We start from the raw sequence: 22,472 nt of genomic DNA, 5'->3' as shown, positions 1-22,472 counted from the left end.
GCATGAAGTGGGAGACACCCTCTGTGGCCGGGGCGGTCGGCTCCGCGACTTCAGCCAGCCACTTTGGGGCGAGCCTCGAAGATCATGGCCCCAACGTCGTGCTTTAACGGGTAGGTCCACAGACTGCCCGACTCGCCATGAGCTTACGGGGCCATGATCACTCGCCCCAAAGCAGCTCCCGGCCAAAGTCGCTCCGCCGACCGCGTGGAAAGGTGCAGGTCGCGGCAGAGAAACAACCCTTGGCAACGAGCGCGATCACCTGTCACGATCTAGCCGTGGCCAGCCTTTCGAAGACCGCGAGGCAGGCAGACGTCCTCCTCGACCTAGGGCGCGCCCTAATGGGCGTGACGGTCGGTTCACTGCTGCTGGTGATCGGTATCGAGACCTACCGCGACGGTGGATCCGTAGGCTGGCCGATCGCCGGATCAGTGCTGTTCTTGGTCAACCTCTGGGTAGCCTGCCGTCGATTTACCCGGCGCGGGAAGCCGACTCCGTCGTCCTAGCCCACACACACGCAGCCATCCGTGCCCCTTGCGTGCCCGACGGGAGAGCAAGCAGCGGGGACCAACGGGGAACGTCGGCGATTCTCCCGAGAACACGCAGGTCAACGTTCTGCCAGGTCAGGTTGGGCCCGCATACGCGATCTTCCAAACTGGCGACGGCCCGGCGCGAAGTCCGCGCCGTCTCTGGGCCGTCCAAGGTCAGCCGACGCTAACCAACGACGACGGAAGCCCACGGCATCTGAGCTGGTCAGAGCCGTGGGCTTCTTCAGCCTCGCTGGTCAGCGAGAACGTTGTTCAGTAGAGCTGTAGGGATATAGCCATTTGGCCTGATCGCACTCATCATGAGCAACATGCAGAAGACACGTGGATCGCTTGGTAACGCCTCGGTCTGCTGGTTCCTGCTGGGAAGCTTTAGCGCGGGGATTTACGTTGCTGAGTTGATCATGGATGGGGACCGCTACGTCGCGATGCTAGAGTCCGCATCTGGCCTACTGTTCGCAAGCTGGATTGCCGGAGCCGTGCACCTTCGCCGGATCAGGAAGGCAGAGAGACAGAACACGTAGGGATCACAGGCGTCCGATTCCTGATCGGTACAGCAGCGAAGTCCTGTCAATCCCCAGTTTTCGTAGAGACGTTGGTTATGCGGCCTGGCCTTCCTGATCGGTCCGGGCTCGCGCTTCCTGGATGATCCGTTCGAACTCAGCGGGCGGTTTCCCGCCGGCCGCGCTGTGGCGGCGCTTGGTGTTGTAGAAGTCTGCGATCCACGTCGCGGTCTTCAGCCGGGCCTCGGCCCGCGTACGGAACGTGTGCCGGTGGACGTACTCGACTTTGAGGACGGAGTGGAACGACTCCGCGGCGGCGTTGTCCAGGGCGGACCCGACGCGCCCCATGGACTGCACCACGCCCCAGCGGCCGCACAGCTGCTGGAACGCCTCGGACGTGTATTCGCTGCCGCGGTCCGTGTGGAAGATGACGCCGTCGACCTGGCCGTCTCTTGTCGCGATCGCCATCTGCAGGGCGGCGCTGACCAGCGCGGTATCGTGCCGCTCGCCCATCGCGTAGCCCAGAGCGCGGCGGGAGAAGGCGTCGTGGACGGATGCGAGGTAGAGCGTGCCCTCACCGGTGTCGATCTCCGTCATGTCGCCCCACCACAGCACGTCGGGCGCGATGGCGTCGAACTTGCGTCGTACCAGGTCAGGGACGGCTTTCCGCTTGCCGGGGCGGGTCAGCGAGCGGCGTCGACGAGGCGGCTTGCGGCCCTGCAGGCCGAGCTCGGCCATGATCTCGGCGACGGTGTTCTGCGACACCTGCCAGCCCTCCTCCCACAGATCCAACGTGATCCTCGGGGAGCCGTACGTCTGGCCGGAGCGGTCGAAGAAGCAGCGGATCCGCTCGGCCAGGGCAGTCCTTCTGACCTCACGCTTCGTCGGCTCGGCCGGGCGGCGGCGCCACTTGTAGAACCATCGCTGATCGCCCCGACCACTGCGGCCGGGTCCGCCGCAGCTACTTCACCCACAAGACCATGCAGCGTTTGAGCACATCACGCTCCATGGCCAGCTCCTTGTTGTCCTTCTTCAGCTGCGCGTTCTCCCGCCGCAGCCGCGCGAGCTCCTCGCTCTCACCAGCCGTCTCGGCCCCTCCCGCCCTGCGGGCCCGGGACACCCAACTGGCCAGCGTGGTCTCGTTGATCCCGAGGTCCTTCGCCACCTGCGTGATCGGCTTGCCGGTCTCGGTCACGATCCGCACAGCCCCCGCACGGAACTCCGCGTCAAACTTCCGTCTCTTGCCCGCCATGACTCCCAACTTCCCCTGCAGTCACGGTCTCTACGCTACGAGGGGAAGGTCAGGTACGGCGTGTACCGCAGCCGCGGTGACGCGGACGGCGGATTGGCTTCCATCGCGTGTCTGAAAGCGCAGAACGACCGGATCGGCGGGTCGCTGCTGGTCGCCCTCCCGACGCTCATGCTGTCCGGTGCGCTGCTGGCGCAGCGGTACATCACCAAGCATCACGAGAACGAACACCTGACGCACCGGACGAGCTGACCTCAGAAGTTCTCCACGAGCAGGGTCGCCAGCCACAGCAGCATTGCCAGGGCGGCGAGCAGGCTGATCGCCTGGGCGAGCCGGCGGGGGATTCCGGACATCCGCGTACCTCCTCACCTCGGGAGCTCGGGTGCTGCCCGGCTTATACCCGGCGTCCCCGAGCCAACCCTGCCGGGATCAGCCGCTTTCGGGGCAGGCCGGGGTCAGGCTGATCCGGTTGTCGGTGCCCGGCTTTTTCCAGGTGGTGGCGTTGGCGTGGACGATGTAGGCATCGCTGGTTTTGTCCAGGCCCTCGACGACTATCAGGCGGCGGCTTCCCTTGGCCGCGCCCATGTCGATCTGGGTGAAGCCGGGGAAGGAACGCAGTATGGGGGTGATGTAGCGGGTGCCGAAGATGTCGAAGACCTGGTACTTCTCGGTCTTGTTGCGCTTTTGGTAGGCCAGGCGGAGATAGTGCGCCCCGGCGCCTTCGACGGCCATGCGGTAGGCGGGGTGGTTCCGGACGGCGCCGAGGGTGGCGTTCTGGACGTTGCCGTAATTGCCGGTCATGCCGAATAAGGGCAGTTCGTCGATCAGCGGGCCGATGGGCTGGGTGCACCAGGAGTCGGCGTCGGTGTAGACGCCGCCGTACTGCGCGAGGATTTCGAGGCGGAGCAGGTCGGCCCGTACGGCGGGCGGCTGGTCGGCGAGGGCGTCGTAGACCCACTGGTTGTGCAGGGTGGGGAGGTTCTTGTCGGTCCAGAGTTGGACCCGGTAGTCGGGGTGGTGCTTCTTCCAGGTGCGGAAGTTGTCCCGGTACGGGAAGGCCTGCTCGCCGATCCAGATGATGTGGATCAACTTGGGCACGCCTGCCTGCGTGGTATCCCCTGCATCCCCGGCATCCGCGGTGTTCATGACGGACCTACGGAATCTGCTGCGGATCACGGTCCCTCTGCCCTCCCCCAGTTCCACCGGCCCCCCAGGCGCGTGGAATGGACTCGATGCTAGGACCGTCGGTGGGGCGGGACAGGACCTCACGTGTTGCTTTTGGGTTCCATCGGCGTGACACGGACGCGGGCAGATCAGGGGCAGATATGCGGCAGACACGGGGCAGATATAGGACAGGATTCGGCCTATACGGCTCCTACTGTCGTGGTGGATTCTCGCTCGTCCGACATCAGGGAGCACGCGATGAGTTACGTCAGCAGCATTCAGCCGGACGGTACGCCCACGTGGATCGACCTCCGGGTGCCCGATCTGGAGCGCGCGATGGAGTTCTACGGTGCGCTCTTCGGCTGGGAGTACGACACGAAGGGCGCGGAGAGCGGCCTCGGCACCGTGTGCCTGCTGCGCGGCCGGCCCGCCGCGGCCCTCGCGCAGGCCCCGGCCACCACGGGCTTCGGCTGGACCATGTACTTCGCCGCCGCGGACTGCGACGGCACCGCCAAGCGCATCGTGGACGCGGGCGGTTCCCTGCTCAAGGCGCCGACGGACGTCGGGGATCAGGGCCGTATGGTCATCGCCGAGGACCCGGTCGGCGCCCGGTTCGGTCTCTGGGAGGGGCGGGCGCACGTCGGCTGCGAGGTCGTCAACGAGCCCGGCTCGCTCGTACGGAACGACCTGGTCACCCCCGACCCCGAACCCGCACGGGCCTTCTACACGGCCGTCTTCGACTACACCCTGGACCTCAACGAGACCCTTCCCGACTTCGACTTCACCTTCCTGCGCCGCGGGGACGGCAAGGAGATCGGCGGCATCTTCGGCTTCCCGGGCGCCCCCAAGTCCGTCTGGGCGACCACGTTCGAGGTGGCCGACACGGACGCGGTGGTGGAGCGCGCCCGCACGGCGGGCGCCACCGCCGACACCCCCGAGGACACCCCTTACGGCCGGAGCGCCACCATCACGGACCCCTTCGGAGTGGAGTTCTCCGTCATTACGAGGCCCTGAGCCCATCACCAGACGCTGGGTCGCGGCTCACCGCCGGCCGGCGGTGAGCCGCGACCTCAGGATTCGAGACGGCGTCGGTCCTCCTCGTCCCACTTCCGGGTGTCGCGCGGCTGCACGTACGGCTCCTTCTCGGCCGGGTGGCCGCCCGCGACGGCGCGCTGGCGGGCCAGCTCCGCGTCGAACTCCAAGCCGAGCAGAATCGCCAGGTTGGTGATCCACAGCCACACCAGGAAAATGATCACCCCGGCGAGCGTGCCGTAAGTCTTGTTGTACGAGCCGAAGTTGGCCACGTACAACGCGAACCCCGCCGAAGCGATCATCCAGATCACCAGCGCCAGGAAACTGCCGGGCGTGATCCAGCGGAAGCCGCGGACCCTCGCGTTCGGCGTCGCCCAGTACAGGATCGCGATCATGACCGTCACGAGGACCACCAGCACCGGCCACTTGGCGTACGACCACACCGTCAGTGCCGTGTCACCAACGCCCAGCGTGGTGCCGACCTGCCGGGCCAGCGCGCCGGTGAACACGACGATCACCGCACTGACCACAGCCATGATCATCAGCGCTACGGTCACCCCGACCCGTACCGGCAGGACCTTCCACACGGGACGGCCCTCGGGAACGTCGTACACCGCGTTCGCGCTCCTGATGAACGCGGCGACATAGCCGGAGGCCGACCACACCGCGAGCACCAGACCCACGATCGCCATGACGGAGCCGATCCCGGCGTTGCCCTGCAACTGCTGCACGGCGTTGCGCAGGACGTCCTGCGCGGCCCCCGGGGCGAGATTCTCGATGTTGTCCAGCACCTGCCGTGTCGCCGACTCCCCGGCGACTCCGATCACCGAGATCAACGCCAGCAGCGCCGGGAACAGCGCCAGGATCCCGTAGTACGTCAGCGCCGCGGCCCGGTCGGTCAGCTCGTCCTTCTTGAACTCCTTGAGGGTCCCTTTCAGCACCGCCCACCAGGAGCGCTTGGGCAGATCCGTCGGCGTGTCCGGCGCCTGCCGCTCCACCTGCTCATCCGGCCCGGCGTCCGGTCCGGCCTCCGGGGCCCGTACGGTCCCGGCCTGCTGGTCGGCCGTACTGTGCCCGGCGTGCGTGCCGTGTCCGTCGTGCCTTCCATGCCGTCTCAGTGTCCGTACCATGCCGCACGGGTATCCGGCTGAGCGCCCACCCATTCGTTCCGCGTATGCCTACTTTTACGGCATTCGAGGGATAGCCGGGGAATCACGCAACCAGCGGCAGCCACCGGGCGACTTCAACGGGCAGACACACACCCGAGCAAGGGAGATCCGCGGTGACCGCATTCAGCGACACCCTCGCCCCGACCGAGGACGTCTGGCCCGGCTACGCCCCCATCTGCGACCCCGTCCGCGACCCCATCGGCACCAGCGACCACCTGTTGCCGCCTCCCGATCCCGCTCAGCGTCTGGACTTCACCGTCCTCAGCGCCGCCGACCAGCGCCGGCTGGACCTGTACGCCGCACTCACCGTCCGCGGTATCGCACCGCGCCCCGGCGACCGGTACGCCGTGGACGCCATCAGCTCCCTCGGCGACGCGGTCACCGATTCCGTCCTCCGCTGGATCACCCACCGCTCGTGAAGGGGCCGGCGGGAGTGAGTCACCGCCGGCACCCCGCTCCTGGGTGAAGCCTGAGCCACCCTCCGCGCCGCGGGGCATGCATGGAGATCCCGGCCGGATTCGGCCGAGTCGGTGGACACGACACACTCTGGAGGCGCGTGATGAACGTAAGAGCCGATCGAGCCGGCCCGAGAACCCACCAAGTGCCGGTCCTCATCGTCGGCGGTTCCCTCGTCGGCCTGTCGACCTCGCTCTTTCTCGGCCGGCTGGGCGTGCGGCACACGCTGGTGGAGCGTCATGCCGGTACGTCCCTCCATCCCCGCGGCCGCGGCAACAACGTACGCACGATGGAACTGTTCCGGGTGGCCGGTGTCGAGCCGGCCATCCGGAAGGCCGCGGAAACCCTCGCCGAGAACCACGGCATCCTGCAGACGCCCACCCTCGTCGGCGACGCGGGCGAGTGGCTGTTCAAGGAGATCGACCCGGGCGGCGGGCTGGCCCGCTTCAGCCCGAGTTCCTGGTGTCTGTGCAGTCAGGACGACCTGGAGCCGGTGCTCCTCGAGCGTGCTACGGCACTCGGCGGCGACCTGCGGTTCTCCACCGAACTGATGTCGTTCGACGCCGACTCCACCGGAGTCAGCGCGGTGGTCAAGAGCCGGCAGACGGGCGAACACACCACCATCCGCGCGGACTATCTCGTCGCCGCCGACGGCCCCCGAAGCCCCGTACGGGAACAGCTCGGCATCGGCCAGAGCGGCCCCGGCGACCTGTTCCACAACATCAGCGTGACCTTCCGTTCCCGTCGCCTCGCCGAGGTGGTGGGCGACCGTCGCTTCATCGTCTGCTACCTGACCAACCCGGAAGCCGACGGCGCGCTGCTGCCGGTGGACAACCACGAGAACTGGGTCTTCCACGCCCCCTGGCACCCCGAACTCGGCGAAACGCTCGAGGAGTTCACCGACGAGCGCTGTGCCGACCACATCCGCCGCGCGGTCGGCGACACGGACCTCGACATCGAGATCACCGGCAAGGCGCCCTGGCACGCCGCCCAGCGCGTGGCCCGCAGCTACGGGTCGGGGCGGGTCTTCCTGGCCGGCGACTCGGCCCATGAGATGTCCCCGACCGGCGCCTTCGGCTCCAACACCGGGATCCAGGACGCCCACAACCTGGCCTGGAAGCTGGCCGCGGTGCTCGGCGGCTGGGGAGGGGAAGGGCTGTTGGAGACGTACGACATGGAACGGCGTCCGGTGGCGGAGGCGACCAGCGCCCGCGCCGCCGTCCGGTCGGCCGAGCACAGCCACCCCGGTTTCGCCCCGCCGCCCGGCGTGGGCGGCGGGCCACGGCAGGGCATCCTCAACGTCGTCCTCGGCCACCGTTACCCGCAGGGCGCCGTCGTCGGCGCCGATCCAGCGGCCCCGGTCGTCCCGGAGAAGCTCGACCTGACCGGGGCACCCGGCAGCCGGGCGCCCCACCTGTGGGTACGGCACGAGGGCAGGCGCGTCTCCACCCTCGACCTGTACGAGCGGTCCCTGGTCCTGCTCAGCGATGCCGGCGCCAACGCCGAGGCCGACGAGGCGAGCGGCTGGCATCAGGCCGCCCTCCGCATCGCCGAGGAGTCGCCGGTGCCGCTCGTCTCGTACCGGCTGGGCTCCGGAGACGACTGCGAGCTGACGGTCGAGGACGGTGCGGACTGGGCGGAGCGCCATGGCACGACTCGTACGGGCGCCGTGCTCGTACGGCCCGACGGGTTCGTCGCCTGGCGGTCGTCAGGTCCCCTACAAGATGCGGAGTTGACGCTGCGCCAGGTGCTGACGACGGTCCTGGCACTGGGCTGAACGGTACCGGCGATCACCCGGCTGAGCGTCCCGAGTGGTGGGCGGCTGACAACTGACTGACGGTGGTTCACATCGGGGTCGGGTGACTCAGCTGACGCAGTGTCAGCTGCCCGGCCACGCCCGGAAGGAACGTCAGATGCGCTCTGCTCGAATGATCCTGGCCACCGCGGCGGCTTCGGCCGTCCTGGCTCTCGGCGCTCCCGGCGCCTACGCGAGTGACTGGGACCCGTCCTCCAAGGGCGAGAACTCCTCCTCCTACGGCAAGGAGCACGACAAGCACGACAAGCACGACAAGCACGGCAAGCACGACTGGCCGCACGGCGGTGTGAAGGCCGGCGGTGGCGCGCTGACCTCGGTCGGCGCGGACGACTGGAGCAAGGAGAACGGGGACAAGGGGTACGGCAAGGACGGGCACGGCAAGGACGGGCACGGCAAGGACGGGTACGGCAAGGACTGGAAGGACAAGCACGACAAGCCGCACGGTGGCGTGCACACCGGTGGGGGCGGGCTTTCCGAGCCGTCGGTGACGGCGGGTGGGCTGGCCGTTCTGGGCGTTGCCGCCGCGGGGCTTTTTGCGGCTCGCCGCAGGAAGACTGCCGGCAGCGTGGCCTGACCCCGATGCCGTCCGCCATAGCCGTCGGGGCCGCCACCTGCACGCCGCGTGGCGGCCCTGACGCTCCGCTGGAAGTGCGGTTCGAAAGCTGCGGGTCCGTTGTGGCTGGTCGCGCCCACGCGGCGGAGCCGCATATGTCACAGCCCCGCGCCCCTAAAAGGAAGGCCTTCGGCCTCCTTTTAGGGGCGCGGTACCGCACGGGCCCGCCACGAGAACCGCTCTCCCCCTCCCCTGCTGCCGCGTCCTAATGAGGTGGTCCCCGAATGGCAGCCCCCCCTTCCTCTTATCCGTCCCCTCCCCCTTATCCGCCCGCTCCTCCGCCCTATCCCCCCTCTACCGACCGCACCCCCTTCACCAACACCTCCCCCAGCGACGACCCGCCCCCGCCCCCGAGTCGGCTGCGCACCGCCCTGACCATGCTCTGCGCCGCGGTCTTCGTCGTCCTCGCGGCCACCCTGTACGAGGGCTTCAACTCGGCCTCCGAGACCCCGCAGCGCTCCCTTGTCCCGCCCACAGCCCAGCAGGCCCCGCCCGCCGCGCCCCAGGCGGAGACGCCCACGCCCCAGACGCCTCCCCAGGCCGTGAAGCCGGAGAAGCAGCTGCCTCGCTCGCAGCCCACTCGGCTGCATATCCCGAAGATCCTGGTCAACGCCCCGTTCACCGACCTCGGCCTCGACGCCAAGGGCCAGCTCGAAGCGCCTCCCGTCAACAACACCAACCTCGTCGGCTGGTACGCCGCGGGGGCCTCGCCCGGTGAGCTGGGTACGTCGATCATCGCGGGGCATGTCGACACCACCACCTCCGCGGCCGTGTTCGCGCGGCTGCGTGAGCTGAAGAAGGGGGATGTCCTCCACGTCGCGCGGGCCGACGGGCGTAGGGCGTCGTTCGTGGTCGACAGTGCGGAGACGTTCAAGAAGGACAAGTTCCCCAACGATCGGGTCTACGGCGACACGAACCGGGCCGAGGTACGGCTCATCACATGCGCGGGTGTCTACGACCGTTCGGCCAAGGACTACCCGGAGAACCTGGTGATCTTCGGCCATCTCGTCTGAACCCCGGCATCCGAAGCCCCGGCCACCTCAGTGCAGTTGGGTGCCGGGGTTCCCTCATGGCCCATCACCCGCGTAGTCCATACGAGTCGCGCGCTCCCGCAGGCGGACACAGGATCGAGGCACGCCGATGTCGCAGCACCGCGGCCGACGTCCACCTCTGCCCGCGAAGGAGATGTGAGCAGGATGACCACCACGTCCGCACCTGCTTCAGAACGGCTGACACGCCAGGTCTCGCAGCGTGTCTCCCAGTCCGTGTTCGACGGCTCCCGGCTTCGTGTCGTCCTGCTGGTGGACGTCCATGACGGGGCCCAGCAGCAATTTCTGGAGGCGTACGAACAGCTGTGCAACCAGGTCGCGTCCGTTCCCGGGCATGTCAGCGACCAGTTGTGCCAGTCGATCGAGAACCCCTCCCAGTGGCTCATCACGAGTGAGTGGGAGAGCGCCCCGCCGTTCCTCGCCTGGGTGAACAGCGAGGAGCACGTCCGGATGGTGGAGCCGCTGCACAGTTGTGTACGGGACACCAGGTCGCTGCGCTTCCATGTCGTACGCGAGACCGGTGGCCCGGCGGAGGCCACTCCCGCGAAGCGCCGGCTGCAGGCCTCGCCGCGGATCGGTGACGGGGTGATCCGGCACGCTCTCACCTTCACGGTGAAGCCGGGCAGTGAGGCGGAGGTCGCGAAGATCCTCGCCGACTACGCCTCGCCCGAGCCGCGGGTCGACGACACGACCAGGCTGTGCCGTACGTCCCTGTTCATGCACGGCAACCGGGTCGTGCGGGCCATCGAGGTGCGGGGCGACCTGCTCACCGCGCTGCGTCATGTCGCCCGGCAGCCCGAGGTACGGGCCGTGGAGGAGGCCATCAACCCCTACCTGGAGCAGGACCGGGATCTCGACGACCCCGAGTCCGCGCGGGTCTTCTTCACCCGGGCCGCGCTGCCCGCCGTACACCATGTGACGGCGGAACGGGACAACCCGCGGGCGGAGCGGCATGCGCTGTACTACCCGGCGCGGCCGGGTCTCGGCATGCGGCTGGCCGAGGTTCTGGCGCGGCAGGACGAGGCGGCGGCGGGCAGTCCGTACAGCCCGATTCTGCGCAGCACGATCTTCCACCGCGGCGATGTGGTGGTCCGGCTGATCGATGTGCTCGGCGGCCTCGAGGCGGCCGACCCGGTGCTGGCTCTCGGCTTCCCGGACCCCGGTCCCGCGGCCGAGCTGACGACGCTTGTGGACAAGGCCGCCGACACGGACCTCAAGCGCCTCATCGGCCTGGCCCGGATGGACCTCGTCACCGACCGCCGCTCGCCCGAAGTCTGACTCGACCGAAGCCTGATCCGTCCACCACGCGGGTCGCGGCGACCACGGCCCTCAAGCCGACCGGCTCTCAGGTCGGCACAGCACACGATCGGAGCAACGTCGTGATCAAACCCCGTCCCAGAATCGTGGATCTCAGCGAGGTTGAGCCCAACACCCGGCGCGGCGGCGATCTCCGCGCCATGCTCACCCCCGCTACGGTCGGCTCCACCAGCGGTTTCATGGGCGTGGCCATCGTGCAGCCCGGCGACCGCATCGGTGAGCACTACCACCCGTACTCCGAGGAGTTCGTGTACGTCCTCTGCGGGGAGCTGGAGGTCGACCTGGACGGCGACCCCCTTCCGCTGCGGCCCGAGCAGGGGCTCATGATCCCCCTTCGTATGCGGCACCGTTTCCGCAACGTCGGCAAGGTGGAGGCGCGCATCGTCTTCCACCTCGGTCCGCTGGCGCCGAGCCCGCCGCTCGGTCACGTCGACACCGAGGGGACCGAGGCCGTCGCGGTCGCGTCGGAGGGGGCCTGCACGACCGGGGGCCGGACGGTCGACCGACGCAAGGTCGGTTCATGACCGGGCGCGTGGCGGTCACCGGCATAGGCGTCGTCGCCCCGGGCGGCATCGGTGTACCGGCGTTCTGGGATCTCCTGGCGGGCGGGCGTACCGCGACCCGGGGCATCACCTTCTTCGACCCGACAGGCCTGCGTTCGCGGATAGCCGCCGAGTGCGACTTCGATCCGGCGGCCCACGGGCTGGACGCGGAGCAGATCGCACGCTCCGACCGGTACGTACAGTTCGCCCTGGTCGCCGCGGAGGAAGCGATACGCGACGCCGGCCTGGACCTCGGCCGGGAGGACCCCTGGCGGGTCGGGGTCTCCCTCGGGACCGCGGTGGGCGGCACGACCCGCCTCGAGCACGACTATGTCCTGGTCAGCAACCGCGGAGAGCGCTGGGACGTGGACCACCGGGAGGCCGGCCCGCATCTGGAGCGGGCGTTCTCGCCGAGCACGCTCGCCTCGGCGGTGGCGGAGCGGTTCGGGGCGCACGGGCCGGTGCAGACCGTCTCCACGGGCTGCACCTCGGGCCTCGATGCGGTCGGCTACGCCTTCCACACCGTCGGGGAGGGCCGGGCGGACATCTGCATAGCCGGTGCCTCGGACTCGCCGATCTCACCGATCACCATGGCCTGCTTCGACGCCATCAAGGCCACGTCCGCGAACAACGACGACCCCGCCCACGCATCCCGCCCCTTCGACGCCAACCGTGACGGGTTCGTCATGGGCGAGGGCAGCGCCGTACTCGTCCTGGAGAAGCTCGAACACGCCCTGGCCCGCGGCGCCCACATCTACTGCGAGCTCAGCGGCTACGCCACCTTCGGCAACGCCTACCACATGACCGGCCTGACCAAGGAGGGCCTGGAGATGGCCCGGGCGATCGAGTCCGCCCTCGGCCACGCGGGGCTCGCCGGCACGGCGATCGACTACGTCAACGCGCACGGCTCGGGCACCCAGCAGAACGACCGGCACGAGACCGCCGCGGTGAAACGAGCCCTCGGACAGCACGCGTACGACATCCCGATGAGCTCCATCAAGTCCATGGTGGGCCACTCCCTCGGCGCGATCGGGGCGATCGAACTCGTCGCCTGCGTGCTGGCCCTGGCCCACCAGGTGGTCCCGCCCACCGCGAACTACGAGACCCCGGACCCCGAATGCGACCTGGACTACGTCCCGCGCGTCGCCCGCGAACGGAGACTCAACAACGTGCTCTCCGTGGGCAGCGGGTTCGGCGGATTCCAGTCCGCGGTGATCCTGACCCGGCCAAAGGAGGCACGATGAGCGAACCGCAGCCACGGCGTGCGGCCGTCACCGGAATCGGTGTGATCGCGCCCAACGGACCCAGCACCGAGTCCTTCTGGAAGTCCACGCAGGAGGGCATCAGCGTCCTCGACCGGGTCACCCGCGAGGGCTGTGAGCATCTGCCGCTGCGGGTGGCGGGCGAGGTACGGGGCTTCGAGGCCTCGGAGGCGGTCGAGGAACGCCATCTCGTACAGACCGACCGGTTCACGCACTTCGCGCTGGCCGCGTCCGACCTCGCGCTGGACGACGCCCGCCTCGGCCAGGCCGACACCGGCGAATCGCCGTTCTCCGTGGGCGTGGTCACCGCGGCGGGTTCCGGCGGCGGTGAGTTCGGGCAGCGCGAGCTGCAGCAACTGTGGGGGAAGGGCAGCCGGTATGTCGGCCCGTACCAGTCCATCGCCTGGTTCTACGCCGCCAGCACCGGCCAGATCTCCATCCGCCGCGGCTTCAAGGGCCCCTGCTCGGTCGTCGCCGCCGACGAGGCCGGCGGCCTGGACGCCCTCGCGCACGCGGCGCGGGCCGCACGCCGCGGCACCGATGTGATCGTGGCCGGCGCGACCGAGGCACCGCTGGCCCCCTACTCGGTGGTCTGCCAGCTCGGCTACCAGGAACTGAGCACCGCTCAGGACCCGGCCCGCGCCTACCGCCCCTTCACCGCCGAGGCCTGCGGATTCGTACCCGCCGAGGGCGGCGCCATGCTCGTCGTGGAGGACGAGCGCGCGGCCCGGGAGCGGGGCGCGAGCATACGGGCCACCGTCGCCGGACACGCCGCCACGTTCACCGGCGCCTCCCGCTGGGCCGAGTCCCGGCAGGGGCTCGCCCGGGCCATCGGCGGCGCCCTGGAGGAGGCGGGCAGCGCCCCCGGAGAGATCGACGTGGTCTTCGCCGACGCCCTCGGCGTACCCGAGGCGGACCGCGCCGAGGCCCTGGCCATCGCCGACGCCCTCGGCGCGCACGGCGGACGCGTACCCGTCACGGCCCCCAAGACCGGGATCGGCCGCGGCTACTGCGCGGCGTCCGTGCTGGACGCCGCGGCGGCCGTACTCGCGATGGAGCACGGACTGATCCCGCCCACCCCCAACGTTTTCGACGTCTGCCATGACCTCGACCTCGTGACCGGCCGGGCCCGCGCCGCCGAGCTGCACACGGCGCTGATCCTCAGCCGGGGCCTCATGGGGTCGAACTCGGCGCTCGTACTGCGGCGTGGCACCCCATAGGCGAACGACCAGAAAGATCGAGCATCGAGCGCCGGGAGTGAACCGGAGGAGCGCGCCGGTGTCGAGAGCGCGTGGGGGTCCCCCCGGACGAAGTCTGGGGGAGCGCGGAGTGCCCGACGAAGGAGGGTCGAGCACGGTCGTGCTCTCGACACCGGCTCCAGCGCTCCGTAGGCGAACGACCCAACAAAAAAGGAGATGAACGGCATGAGTGATCACATCACCGTGGAAGAGCTGGCCGAACTCATGAAGAAGGCAGCCGGAGTCACCGTCGCCCCGGGCGAACTGCAGGAGCGCAGCGACTCCGGCTTCGACGCCCTCGGCATCGACTCGCTCGGTCTGCTCGGCGTCGTGGGCGAGCTGGAGAAGCGGTACGGCACCCCGCTGCCTCCCGACGCGGAGCGCTGCAAGACCCCGCGGCAGTTCCTCGACCTCGTCAACGGTGCCCTCGTGGCGGGAGCGTGACATGACCGGACACACGGAGAACGACATCGTCATCGCCGCCCCGCTGGACCTGGTCTGGGACATGACCAACGACGTGGCGAACTGGCCTCAGCTGTTCAGCGAGTACGCCTCGGTCGAGATCCTCTCCCAGGAGGGGAACAAGACCACGTTCCGGCTGACCATGAAGCCCGACGAGAACGGCACCGTCTGGAGCTGGGTCTCGGAGCGCGAAACGGACCGCGACGCGCGCAGCGTGCGCGCCCGCCGCGTGGAGACCGGCCCCTTCGCGTACATGAACATCCGCTGGCAGTACAAGAAGGTGCCGGAGGGCACCCGGATGGTGTGGACGCAGGACTTCTCGATGAAGCCGGACGCACCGGTCGACGACGCCTGGATGACGGACAACATCAACAAGAACTCCAAGGTCCAGATGGCCCTGATCCGGGACCGCATCGAACAGGCCGCCACTCAGCGCCGCCGCGAGCCGTCCCTCACCGACTGACCCGGACGGAGAACAGGCCGATGCCCCAGTCCAAGTCCAAGTCCAAGTCCATGCACCAGAGCCTGATCGTCGCCCGGATGACGCCGGGCTCTGCCCCCGACATCGCCAAGATCTTCAAGGAGTCCGACCGGGGCGAACTGCCGCACCTCGTGGGAGTCGCCCGCCGCAGCCTCTTCCAGTTCGGCGAGGTGTACCTGCACCTCATCGAGTCCGAACAGGACCCCGGCCCGGCCATCGCCAAGATGGCCGGACACCCCGAGTTCCGGGACATCAGCGAGCGCCTGTCGGCGTACGTCACCGCGTACGACCCAGCCACCTGGCGCTCCCCGAAGGACGCGATGGCCCACTGCTTCTACCGCTGGGAGCGTGACCCCACCGCCTGAACCGCGCAACGCCGAACGGCCGCCGGGCCCGCGACAGTCAGTCAGTCGCGGGCCCGGCGGCCGTCAGGTCAAGCTCTCGTCCGAGGCACCCGCCGATCACCCGGGCACGGTGCAGTCGAACGCGTGCAGATACGGATTGACCGGTCGTACGTCCCCGATGGCCAGCCCCGCGTCGGTCAGCCGCCGGGTCATGCTCTCGGTGGTGTGCTTGGCCCCGCCGACGTTGAGGAGCAGCAGCAGGTCCATGGCGGTGCTGAACCGCATCGACGGCGTGTCGTCGACGAGGTTCTCGATGACGACGACGCGCGCCCCGGGCCCGCCCGCCTCGATGACGTTGCGCAGGGTCCGGGCGGTGCTGTCGTCGTCCCACTCCAGGATGTTCTTGATGATGTACGCATCTGCCCTGATCGGAACGGCCACCCGGCAGTCCCCGGCCACGATGCGCATCCGGTCGCCGAACTCGCCGCCCACACGAAGCCGCGGATCGGCGTTGTCCACCACGCGCGGCAGATCGAGCAGCGCGCCGTGCATCGAGGGGTACTTCTCCAGCAGGCTCGCCACCACATGCCCCTGACCGCCCCCGATGTCGGCCACCGATGAACTCCCGGACAGATCAAGGAAGTTGGCGACGTCCCGCGCGGACTGCACGCTGGAGGTCGTCATGGCCCGGTTGAAGACGTCGGCCGATTCCGGGGCGTCCTCGTTGAGGTAGGTGAAGAACTCCTTGCCGTACAACTCCTCGACGACATTGCGGCCGGTGCGTACCGCCTCGTCGAGCCTGGGCCACGCGTCCCAGGTCCATGGCTCGGTGCACCACAGCGAGATATGGCGCAGGCTGTGCGGGTCGTCCTCGCGCAGCAGCCGGGACATGTCGGTGTGCTCGAACGTCCCGTCCGGCCGCTCGGCGAAGACGCCGTAACAGGACAGGGCCCTGAGCAGCCGCCGCAGCGGCCCCTGTTCGGCCTTCACGGCGCCCGCGAGATCCTCCACGGCCATGGGGCCGTCACCGAGAGCGTCGGCGACGCCCAGCCGGACGGCGGCGCGGAGGGCGGCGGCACATGCCGCTCCGAACACGAGCTCCCTCAGCCTCATGGGGGGCGGCGGGGCGGTCTGTGCGGTCGTCATGTGCCGCGTTCCTTCCTTCACTTCTCTTGATCCTCGGGTGGATACGGCCGGCGGGTCAGCACAGTCCCGCGGGCCTGGAGGCCATGCAGGAGTTGCCTTCGAAGGTGTTGCCCTTGCCGGCGGTGTCTGTGTTGACGATGTCGGCCGGCGCGTTGCCCTCCAGCCAGTTGCCGCTGATCCGGTTCCGCTCGCTGGTGACGCCGACCATGCTCTTGAACAGGACGATGCCGCCCGACAACGGCGAGGTACCGACGTTCTCCGAGATCTCGTTCCCGCTCACGAGCGTCTGCTCGGCGCCGGTCAGCACGATGCCGGAGCCCTGCAGGAAGGGCAGCCGTTCGGTCTTCGGGCAGTACGCGTTGTTCCGCGAGATGTGGTTGTCGCGTACGGCCAGATCGCCGGCCCTCGGCTTGTTCTCGTCGCCGACGACGAAGACTCCGGCGCAGTTGCCGGTGACGTGGTTGCCCACGACGCCGAGGTTGCGCAGGCGCCGGACGGTGACGCCGATGCGGTTGTCCTCCAGCCGGTTGTGCTCCACCATCGTTTCCCGGCTGTCCGCGGCGCCCTTCTCGGCCGTGACCGTGTTGGCGAGGAACAGGCCCGCGTCACCGTTGTCCCGGGCGGTGTTCCACCGGAACACACCGCGTACGGAGCTCTCCTGGGCGATGCCCCACACCCCGTTGTCCGCCGCGGTCACGTTCCGCACGGTCAGATGGTCGGTCCGCGCGCTGTACACGCCGTTCTTGGCGAAGCCGGCCACCTTCAGGGAGGCGATGGTGACGTCCTCGACTCTGCGGTCCTTCGTCCCCACCACGCAGATGCCGTTGCCGTTCGCGGCACAGCTGTTGGCGGCCTTCTTCGCGCTGGGCTTCGCGCTGGGCTTCGCGCCGGGCCTGATCACGACGCCGCGGTCCATGCCGCGCAGCGTGAGCCCGGGTGTGCTCACGTTGACGCTCTCGCGGTAGGTGCCGCGTCTCAGGAGGACGGTGTCTCCCGGTTCGGCGGCGTCCACCGCCTTCTGGATCGACTGTCCCGGTTGGACCACGTGGACCGTATGGCCGACGGCCGGCGGGGCGGCCCCGAGCCCCGTCCCGATGACCGCTGCTGCGCATGCCAGGTAGGCGATATTACGTTTCTTCATATTCCGCACTTTATGCACCAGTTGCGGCAGCGCAGTCCGGATGCGCCATCCGGCGGCGTGTCCCGTACGGCAGCGGGGTCGACAACGACATTGCCGGTACCGCTGGATCACCAGTGGCCTGGATCACACGTACCGGATTGAGTGGCCCACCCGGTGGTTGTCCGTATTGGGCTGTGACGGCCCAGTTGCCGGTGCAAGGATGAAGCCGCCATGAGTGCTGGACGGAGTGTTCGTACGCTGAGGGCCGCGATGTTCGCGGTCGTCTGCGTGCTGTTCGCTGTCCAGGGGCATGTGATGACCTCCGGTGTCGCCGTGCCCGGCTGGGCGCTGGCCTCCGGAGCCGTGGCCGCGGGCGGCATGGCATGGGGATTGGCCGGCCGGGAACGCGGACTCTTCGTGGTCGGTTCCCTCGCGGTCGCCACCCAGGTGCTCCTCCACGCGGTGTTCTCGCTCGCGCAGGCGGTCGTACGGCCGGATTCGGCGTCGCTCGCCGAGAGTTGGGTGCGCCGTCTGCTGTGCACGCCGCCGGGGAGCGGCACGCACTCCCACGAGGCGCCGGCGGGCGCGCACTCCATGGGCCATGACATGGCGGGCATGACGTCCTCCATGGACTCGTCCACGGCCCACGCGGGTCACCTCATGGACGGCATGTCCACCACGAGCATGCTCGCCGCTCACCTGGCCGCCGCCCTGCTGGGCGGACTGTGGCTCGCCCACGGTGAGCGCGCCGCCTTCCGTATCCTGCGGGTCCTCGCCGGATGGCTCGTCGCACCGCTGCGGCTGGCGCTCCGGCTGCCCGCGCCGCCGTACCGCCCGCGCGTCCGCGCCCGCCGGGGCCGTACGGCTGACGCGCTGCGGCAGCTTCTCCTCGTATACGCGATCACTTCTCGGGGTCCGCCCGCCGGTCCCGCTGTCCTCTGACGACAGCCGGAGCCACCCACAGTCACCGGAACCGCCGAGCCCTGTGCTGCGGCCTGGTTCCCGGACCCCGAGAAGGACACCCGTGTTCACTCCTGCTCTGCACAGCACACGCAGCGCCGATCGCCCGCACGACGAGTCGATAACGTCCTGGGCGCTCGCCGCCCGTGGCGGTGACCTGGACGCCGTCGAGAAGTTCGTGCGCGCCCTCCACCGGGACGTCAGCCGTTACGTGACGTACCTCGGCGCCGACCCGCAAGCCGCCGACGACCTGACCCAGGACACCTTCCTGCGGGCCCTCGGCAGCCTGCACCGTTTCGAAGGCCGTTCCTCGGCGCGGAGTTGGCTGCTGGCCATCGCGCGCCGCGCGGTCGTCGACAACCTCCGGTACGCCTCCGCCCGGCCCCGCCTGTCGGACCGGGACAACTGGCAGTCGGCCGCCGAGCACGCCCAGCCGCGCGGCCTGCCCGGCTTCGACGACGGCATCGCCCTCGCGGAACTCCTGGCCGCACTGCCCGACGACCGCCGCGAGGCCTTCGTACTGACCCAGATGCTGGGCCTTTCCTACGAGGAGGCGGCCCGGTTCAGCGGCTGCCCGGTCGGCACGGTGCGCTCACGCGTGGCCCGCGCCCGCAGCTCACTGATCGAGTCACTGTACGAGGCGGAAGGCCATCGGCCGCTGGCCGCGGTGGCTGCCTGAAATTCCGTACGGCCCCTGTGCGGCCGTACGCCGCTGCCGCCGCCCGGCCTCATGGGCTGGGCGGCGGCGCCCAGAGACCCGAACCAATCCCCCTACACCACCGCTACTAGGAGCCCCCGTGCAGTACGCGAGCCCCGCCCTCCCCCTCCCCCGCAGCCTGCGCCGAGTCGGCACTCTCGGCGGCCTCACGGCAGCCGCGTTCGTGGTCGCCGTCGTCACCGCGGGGCCGGCCGCCGCCCATGCGCACGTCGAGGCGGAGGGCGCCCGGGCCCTCGACCAGAACGTCGCGCTGACCTTCTCCGCGGCATCGGAGTCCGGCACGGCCGGCATCAGCAAGCTGGAGGTGATCCTGCCCAAGGGCATCGCGCCCGGCGACGTCACCTACAAGAAGGGCCCGACCGGCTGGAAGCTCACCGCCACCGACCGGGGTTACACCGTCTCCGGACCGAAGCTGGCCGTCGGGGAGGACGCCGAATACGTCGTCAACGTACGACAGTTGCCCGACGCCAAGTCGCTGGTCTTCAAGACCGTGCAGAGCTACAGCGACGGCAAGGTGGACCGCTGGATCGAACTCGAGGAAGAGGACAGCTCGGACGGTCACGGCCACGGTCACCCCGCGCCCCGCCTGGACCTGAAGCCCGCCGCCCCCGGCGCCAAGCCCGTGAGCCCGACCCCCTCGGAGGAGCCCACACCCTCGGCCCCCTCGTCCGACGCGGCCGCGAGCGAACCGAAGACCGGCACGTCGACCCCGGCGGCGGAGCCCGCGGCGAACAACGCGGAGGGCGACGACGGCATGCCCGTCGCCGTACCGGTCGGCATCGCCGCGACTGTCCTGGTACTCGGCGGCGGGGCGTGGTGGCTGCGCAGCCGGCGCAACGAATCGGCCTGAGGCCGAAGGGCTCAGGGGCTCAAGGGCTCAAGGCCCAGTGCCCGAAGGGCCAAGGGCACCTTCGAGAGGCGGGCAGGCGCCACCGCCATGACGCGGACAGGCCCGGCATACCCACACGGGCATGCCGGGCCTGCCTGTTCCCTACCTGGCGCTCTCCGTCAGGCGGTCGGCGCCCCCGTCAGCACCTCCACCCGCCCCGAGTCCAGCGAGTAGTAAGCACTGACGACCGCCAGCTCGCCCTTCTCCACCAGCGGCCCCAGATCCCTGTTCGACCGCAGGTCGGCGGAGGTCTTCTTGATGTGCACCCGAGTCATGGCGTCGACCGGATCCGCCTGCTTCTCCTTGGCGATCACCTCGTACGCGGGGCGCAGGGCCTCGGCGATCGAGTGGAGGTTGCCGGGCAGCGGCTTGTTGTCCTTAAGCGCCTTGTGCGCCGCCTTGACCGCGCCACAGCGCTGGTGACCGAGTACGACGATGAGCGGGGTGCCGGAGGTCATGGGGCCGTACTCGACGGAACCGGTGACCACGTCGCCGACCACCTGCCCGCCCGTACGCATCACGAACAGGTCCCCGAGCCCGGTGTCGAAGAGCAGCTCCGGCGGCACCCTGGAGTCGATGCAGGAGAGGACCACGCCGAACGGGTCCTGCTCCTCGGCGACGAACTCACGCCGACGGGGATCCCGGTCCGGGTGCCGAAGCTGCCCGTCCACCCAGCGCTCGTTGCCCTCCATGAGCCTCGCGAACGCCGCCCACGGCGAGTCCGGCCGCTCGCCCGCGGCCGGTGGGCGCGTGGCGGGACTCTTCTTCGCCGCCCCCGCGGCCGCAGCCGGGTCCGCCGCCCCGCCGCCGTCCGTCTTCGACGAACAGCCGGTGAGGAAGGCCACGGCGGCCGCCGCCAGTCCTCCGGTGAGAACGGCCCTGCGCTGTGGTCGCACAGCACTACGCATGTGTCTTGCCCCTTCCAGTGTGGTGCGGGAAGGCCACTCTGGCGGGCTGTCGATCAGCGTCTGTACAGCTCTGAAGCAGGGCGAAAGAAGGGCTCAGCCAGCGCACCCGGCGTCACATCGGGTGACGCCGGGTAACCCAGGCCGAGCAGGGCCGAACCAGGCCGATAATCGTCACTCGTACGGGCGGTGCGGCTCGACGCCGACAAGAACTCGACGCCAACTCGACGCCGCCTCAGACAAGCAGGTCGTCCACGCGCGCTTCGCCCTCGCGGTACCGGCGCGCGATCTCCGCGCCACAGTCGTCGGCCGTCCGCTGCAACTGGCGGCGCCGGCGCGAGACTTGCTGCTCGTACCGGACGAGGCGGCCCATCGCGGTGTCCAGCTCCAGATCCGTACGGGCCTCGAGGTCGGACAGCTCCACCTCCGCGAGCATGTCCGCGGCCTGCCGCCGGTACTCCTCGCTGTGCGGCGTGCCGAGCGTGACATGCCGGGCCGACGAACGCTGCCGCGCGGGCATGTCCGTAAGGATCTCCGACAACCGCGCCACGACAGATGAGACAGAAGAGACGGATGAGCCGACCGACTCCCCCTCGGCAGCCGTTGCCGCGGCGGACGACCCGGCGTCCCGGGCGGGCTCGGCCCGTCGCCCCAGTTCCGCGCGCAGGATGTCGATCCGCCCCTGGACGAGCCGCCGTACGTAGCTGAGATCCGCCTCGTCCCGCTGCGCGCCCCGCCGCATGGTGCGCAGTTCGGGCAGCCCCAGGCCCGACAGATCGCGTTCGACCGGCGGGCTGTCGGTCCGCTGCGCGGGCGGTCGTACCCCTGCGATGGCCCCCGCGACCGCAGGTGGTGACTGCCCCATACCCGATGTGCTCATGGTGCTCATATGCCTCAACCGTCCCCTCGACCGGCGTGTGGATGCATCGTGCCAGCTCCGCAGGCTGCTATGAGCCGGAGTGCATCCGATACGCCCCAGATGGAGGCTTAAGGAGTGATAAACAGACCTCAGAGAACCCCCTACGGAGGTCAAGCCGACGCACGGCATGATGGTCCGTATGCGTGCGGTGGTACAGAGGGTTGACGGCGCGAGTGTGGTCGTCGACGGCGAGACGGTCGGAGAGATCAACGGCGAGGGGCTGTGCGTCCTGGTGGGCGTCACCCACGAGGACACCAAGGACAAGGCGGCCCAACTGGCCCGCAAACTCTGGTCGATCCGGATGCTGGACGACGAGAAGTCGTGCAGCGACATCGACGCGCCGCTGCTCGTCATCAGCCAGTTCACGCTCTACGGCGACGCCCGCAAGGGCCGCCGCCCCACCTGGAACGCCGCCGCCCCCGGCGACATCGCCGAACCCCTCGTGGACGAGGTCGTCGCCCAGCTCCGTGCCCTCGGCGCGACGGTGGCGACGGGCCGCTTCGGCGCCAAGATGCGCGTATCGCTGACGAACGACGGCCCGTTCACGGTCCTGCTCGAGATGTGAACCCCGCGAAA

At 69.5% G+C, this 22,472-nt stretch carries 25 protein-coding genes and 1 pseudogene; 18 read left to right on the top strand and 8 right to left on the bottom strand.

Translation table 11 applies throughout. From position 1 onward, the window contains the following. Positions 1-275: 275 nt before the first annotated feature. Positions 276-503, top strand: coding sequence for a hypothetical protein (locus tag OHT21_RS25740; protein WP_328770699.1), 228 nt, complete (start codon positions 276-278; stop codon positions 501-503). 638 nt (positions 504-1,141) lie between these two features. On the opposite strand, the pseudogene OHT21_RS25735 reads toward OHT21_RS25740, so the two are convergent. After that, positions 1,142-1,951 (bottom strand): annotated as a pseudogene (locus OHT21_RS25735) (IS3 family transposase); the annotation flags it as partial. A 55-nt stretch (positions 1,952-2,006) separates the two neighbouring features. Then, positions 2,007-2,297 carry a transposase gene (locus OHT21_RS25730; RefSeq protein WP_328770698.1) on the bottom strand — a complete coding sequence of 97 codons (291 nt, stop codon included), beginning with the start codon at positions 2,295-2,297 and terminating at the stop codon, positions 2,007-2,009. A gap of 60 nt (positions 2,298-2,357) precedes the next feature. Here OHT21_RS25730 and OHT21_RS25725 point away from each other — a divergent pair, with 60 nt between their 5' ends. Continuing rightward, positions 2,358-2,546, top strand: a complete 189-nt coding sequence (locus tag OHT21_RS25725) for a hypothetical protein (protein WP_328770697.1) — start codon at positions 2,358-2,360, stop codon at positions 2,544-2,546. Positions 2,547-2,723: 177 nt separating this feature from the next. On the opposite strand, the gene OHT21_RS25720 is transcribed toward OHT21_RS25725, so the two are convergent. Next, positions 2,724-3,440, bottom strand: a complete 717-nt coding sequence (locus OHT21_RS25720) for a glycosyltransferase family 32 protein (protein WP_328774219.1) — start codon at positions 3,438-3,440, stop codon at positions 2,724-2,726. Positions 3,441-3,716: 276 nt separating this feature from the next. Here OHT21_RS25720 and OHT21_RS25715 point away from each other — a divergent pair, with 276 nt between their 5' ends. Beyond that, on the top strand, positions 3,717-4,472 hold the full coding sequence (locus OHT21_RS25715) for a VOC family protein (protein WP_328770696.1): 756 nt from the start codon (positions 3,717-3,719) through the stop codon (positions 4,470-4,472). Positions 4,473-4,528: 56 nt separating this feature from the next. Here the strand turns inward: OHT21_RS25715 and OHT21_RS25710 are convergent, their stop codons facing one another. Further along, on the bottom strand, positions 4,529-5,620 hold the full coding sequence (locus tag OHT21_RS25710) for a YihY/virulence factor BrkB family protein (protein WP_328770695.1): 1,092 nt from the start codon (positions 5,618-5,620) through the stop codon (positions 4,529-4,531). Positions 5,621-5,772: 152 nt separating this feature from the next. On the opposite strand from OHT21_RS25710, the gene OHT21_RS25705 reads away from it, so the two are divergent. From OHT21_RS25705 to OHT21_RS25655, 11 genes are all read left to right on the top strand, one after another. Further along, positions 5,773-6,078, top strand: a complete 306-nt coding sequence (locus OHT21_RS25705) for a hypothetical protein (protein ID WP_328770694.1) — start codon at positions 5,773-5,775, stop codon at positions 6,076-6,078. A 140-nt stretch (positions 6,079-6,218) separates the two neighbouring features. After that, entirely contained in the window at positions 6,219-7,892 is a 1,674-nt protein-coding gene (locus OHT21_RS25700) for an FAD-dependent oxidoreductase (RefSeq protein ID WP_328770693.1), read from the top strand. A gap of 136 nt (positions 7,893-8,028) precedes the next feature. Then, positions 8,029-8,505: a hypothetical protein gene (locus OHT21_RS25695; protein ID WP_328770692.1), complete on the top strand. Its 477-nt coding sequence runs from the start codon at positions 8,029-8,031 to the stop codon at positions 8,503-8,505. 416 nt (positions 8,506-8,921) lie between these two features. Then, positions 8,922-9,557, top strand: a complete 636-nt coding sequence (locus OHT21_RS25690; RefSeq protein WP_443050660.1) for a class F sortase — start codon at positions 8,922-8,924, stop codon at positions 9,555-9,557. A 183-nt stretch (positions 9,558-9,740) separates the two neighbouring features. After that, positions 9,741-10,871, top strand: a complete 1,131-nt coding sequence (locus tag OHT21_RS25685) for a SchA/CurD-like domain-containing protein (RefSeq protein WP_328770690.1) — start codon at positions 9,741-9,743, stop codon at positions 10,869-10,871. A 101-nt stretch (positions 10,872-10,972) separates the two neighbouring features. After that, positions 10,973-11,434, top strand: coding sequence for a cupin domain-containing protein (locus OHT21_RS25680; RefSeq protein ID WP_328770689.1), 462 nt, complete (start codon positions 10,973-10,975; stop codon positions 11,432-11,434). Next, on the top strand, positions 11,431-12,696 hold the full coding sequence (locus OHT21_RS25675; RefSeq protein ID WP_328770688.1) for a beta-ketoacyl-[acyl-carrier-protein] synthase family protein: 1,266 nt from the start codon (positions 11,431-11,433) through the stop codon (positions 12,694-12,696). The genes OHT21_RS25680 and OHT21_RS25675 overlap by 4 nt, the downstream gene beginning before the upstream one ends. Beyond that, the gene (locus tag OHT21_RS25670; protein WP_328770687.1) at positions 12,693-13,934 is read left to right on the top strand and encodes a ketosynthase chain-length factor; all 1,242 of its coding nucleotides are present in this window, start codon (positions 12,693-12,695) and stop codon (positions 13,932-13,934) included. The genes OHT21_RS25675 and OHT21_RS25670 overlap by 4 nt, the downstream gene beginning before the upstream one ends. Positions 13,935-14,138: 204 nt before the next feature. Further along, positions 14,139-14,396 carry an acyl carrier protein gene (locus OHT21_RS25665; protein WP_328770686.1) on the top strand — a complete coding sequence of 86 codons (258 nt, stop codon included), beginning with the start codon at positions 14,139-14,141 and terminating at the stop codon, positions 14,394-14,396. A 1-nt stretch (position 14,397) separates the two neighbouring features. Then, positions 14,398-14,877: an SRPBCC family protein gene (locus tag OHT21_RS25660; protein WP_328770685.1), complete on the top strand. Its 480-nt coding sequence runs from the start codon at positions 14,398-14,400 to the stop codon at positions 14,875-14,877. Between the two features lie 50 nt (positions 14,878-14,927). Then, entirely contained in the window at positions 14,928-15,260 is a 333-nt protein-coding gene (locus tag OHT21_RS25655) for a TcmI family type II polyketide cyclase (protein ID WP_328774218.1), read from the top strand. Between the two features lie 96 nt (positions 15,261-15,356). Here the strand turns inward: OHT21_RS25655 and OHT21_RS25650 are convergent, their stop codons facing one another. Together OHT21_RS25650 and OHT21_RS25645 are read right to left on the bottom strand one after the other, a co-directional pair. Further along, on the bottom strand, positions 15,357-16,385 hold the full coding sequence (locus OHT21_RS25650; protein ID WP_328770684.1) for a methyltransferase: 1,029 nt from the start codon (positions 16,383-16,385) through the stop codon (positions 15,357-15,359). Positions 16,386-16,440: 55 nt separating this feature from the next. Beyond that, positions 16,441-17,526 carry a right-handed parallel beta-helix repeat-containing protein gene (locus tag OHT21_RS25645; protein WP_328770683.1) on the bottom strand — a complete coding sequence of 362 codons (1,086 nt, stop codon included), beginning with the start codon at positions 17,524-17,526 and terminating at the stop codon, positions 16,441-16,443. A gap of 210 nt (positions 17,527-17,736) precedes the next feature. Here OHT21_RS25645 and OHT21_RS25640 point away from each other — a divergent pair, with 210 nt between their 5' ends. The 3 genes from OHT21_RS25640 (at position 17,737) to OHT21_RS25630 (ending at position 20,033) form a co-directional block, all read left to right on the top strand. Further along, the gene (locus OHT21_RS25640) at positions 17,737-18,447 is read left to right on the top strand and encodes a hypothetical protein (RefSeq protein ID WP_328770682.1); all 711 of its coding nucleotides are present in this window, start codon (positions 17,737-17,739) and stop codon (positions 18,445-18,447) included. An 82-nt stretch (positions 18,448-18,529) separates the two neighbouring features. After that, complete coding sequence (locus tag OHT21_RS25635; RefSeq protein ID WP_328770681.1) at positions 18,530-19,144, top strand: sigma-70 family RNA polymerase sigma factor; 615 nt, start codon at positions 18,530-18,532, stop codon at positions 19,142-19,144. A 118-nt stretch (positions 19,145-19,262) separates the two neighbouring features. Continuing rightward, the gene (locus OHT21_RS25630) at positions 19,263-20,033 is read left to right on the top strand and encodes a DUF1775 domain-containing protein (RefSeq protein ID WP_443050427.1); all 771 of its coding nucleotides are present in this window, start codon (positions 19,263-19,265) and stop codon (positions 20,031-20,033) included. Between the two features lie 158 nt (positions 20,034-20,191). Here the strand turns inward: OHT21_RS25630 and OHT21_RS25625 are convergent, their stop codons facing one another. Beyond that, the gene (locus OHT21_RS25625; RefSeq protein ID WP_328770680.1) at positions 20,192-20,980 is read right to left on the bottom strand and encodes a carbonic anhydrase; all 789 of its coding nucleotides are present in this window, start codon (positions 20,978-20,980) and stop codon (positions 20,192-20,194) included. Positions 20,981-21,212: 232 nt separating this feature from the next. Beyond that, complete coding sequence (locus OHT21_RS25620; RefSeq protein ID WP_328770679.1) at positions 21,213-21,857, bottom strand: RsiG family protein; 645 nt, start codon at positions 21,855-21,857, stop codon at positions 21,213-21,215. A gap of 178 nt (positions 21,858-22,035) precedes the next feature. Here OHT21_RS25620 and dtd point away from each other — a divergent pair, with 178 nt between their 5' ends. Beyond that, the gene (gene dtd / locus OHT21_RS25615; RefSeq protein WP_328770678.1) at positions 22,036-22,461 is read left to right on the top strand and encodes a D-aminoacyl-tRNA deacylase; all 426 of its coding nucleotides are present in this window, start codon (positions 22,036-22,038) and stop codon (positions 22,459-22,461) included. The last annotated feature ends 11 nt before the right edge of the window (positions 22,462-22,472 follow it).

The sequence above is a fragment of the Streptomyces sp. NBC_00286 genome (genome assembly GCF_036173125.1).
In the GTDB taxonomy this organism is placed as follows: domain Bacteria; phylum Actinomycetota; class Actinomycetes; order Streptomycetales; family Streptomycetaceae; genus Streptomyces.
This window is presented reverse-complemented; position numbering and strand designations above follow the sequence as displayed.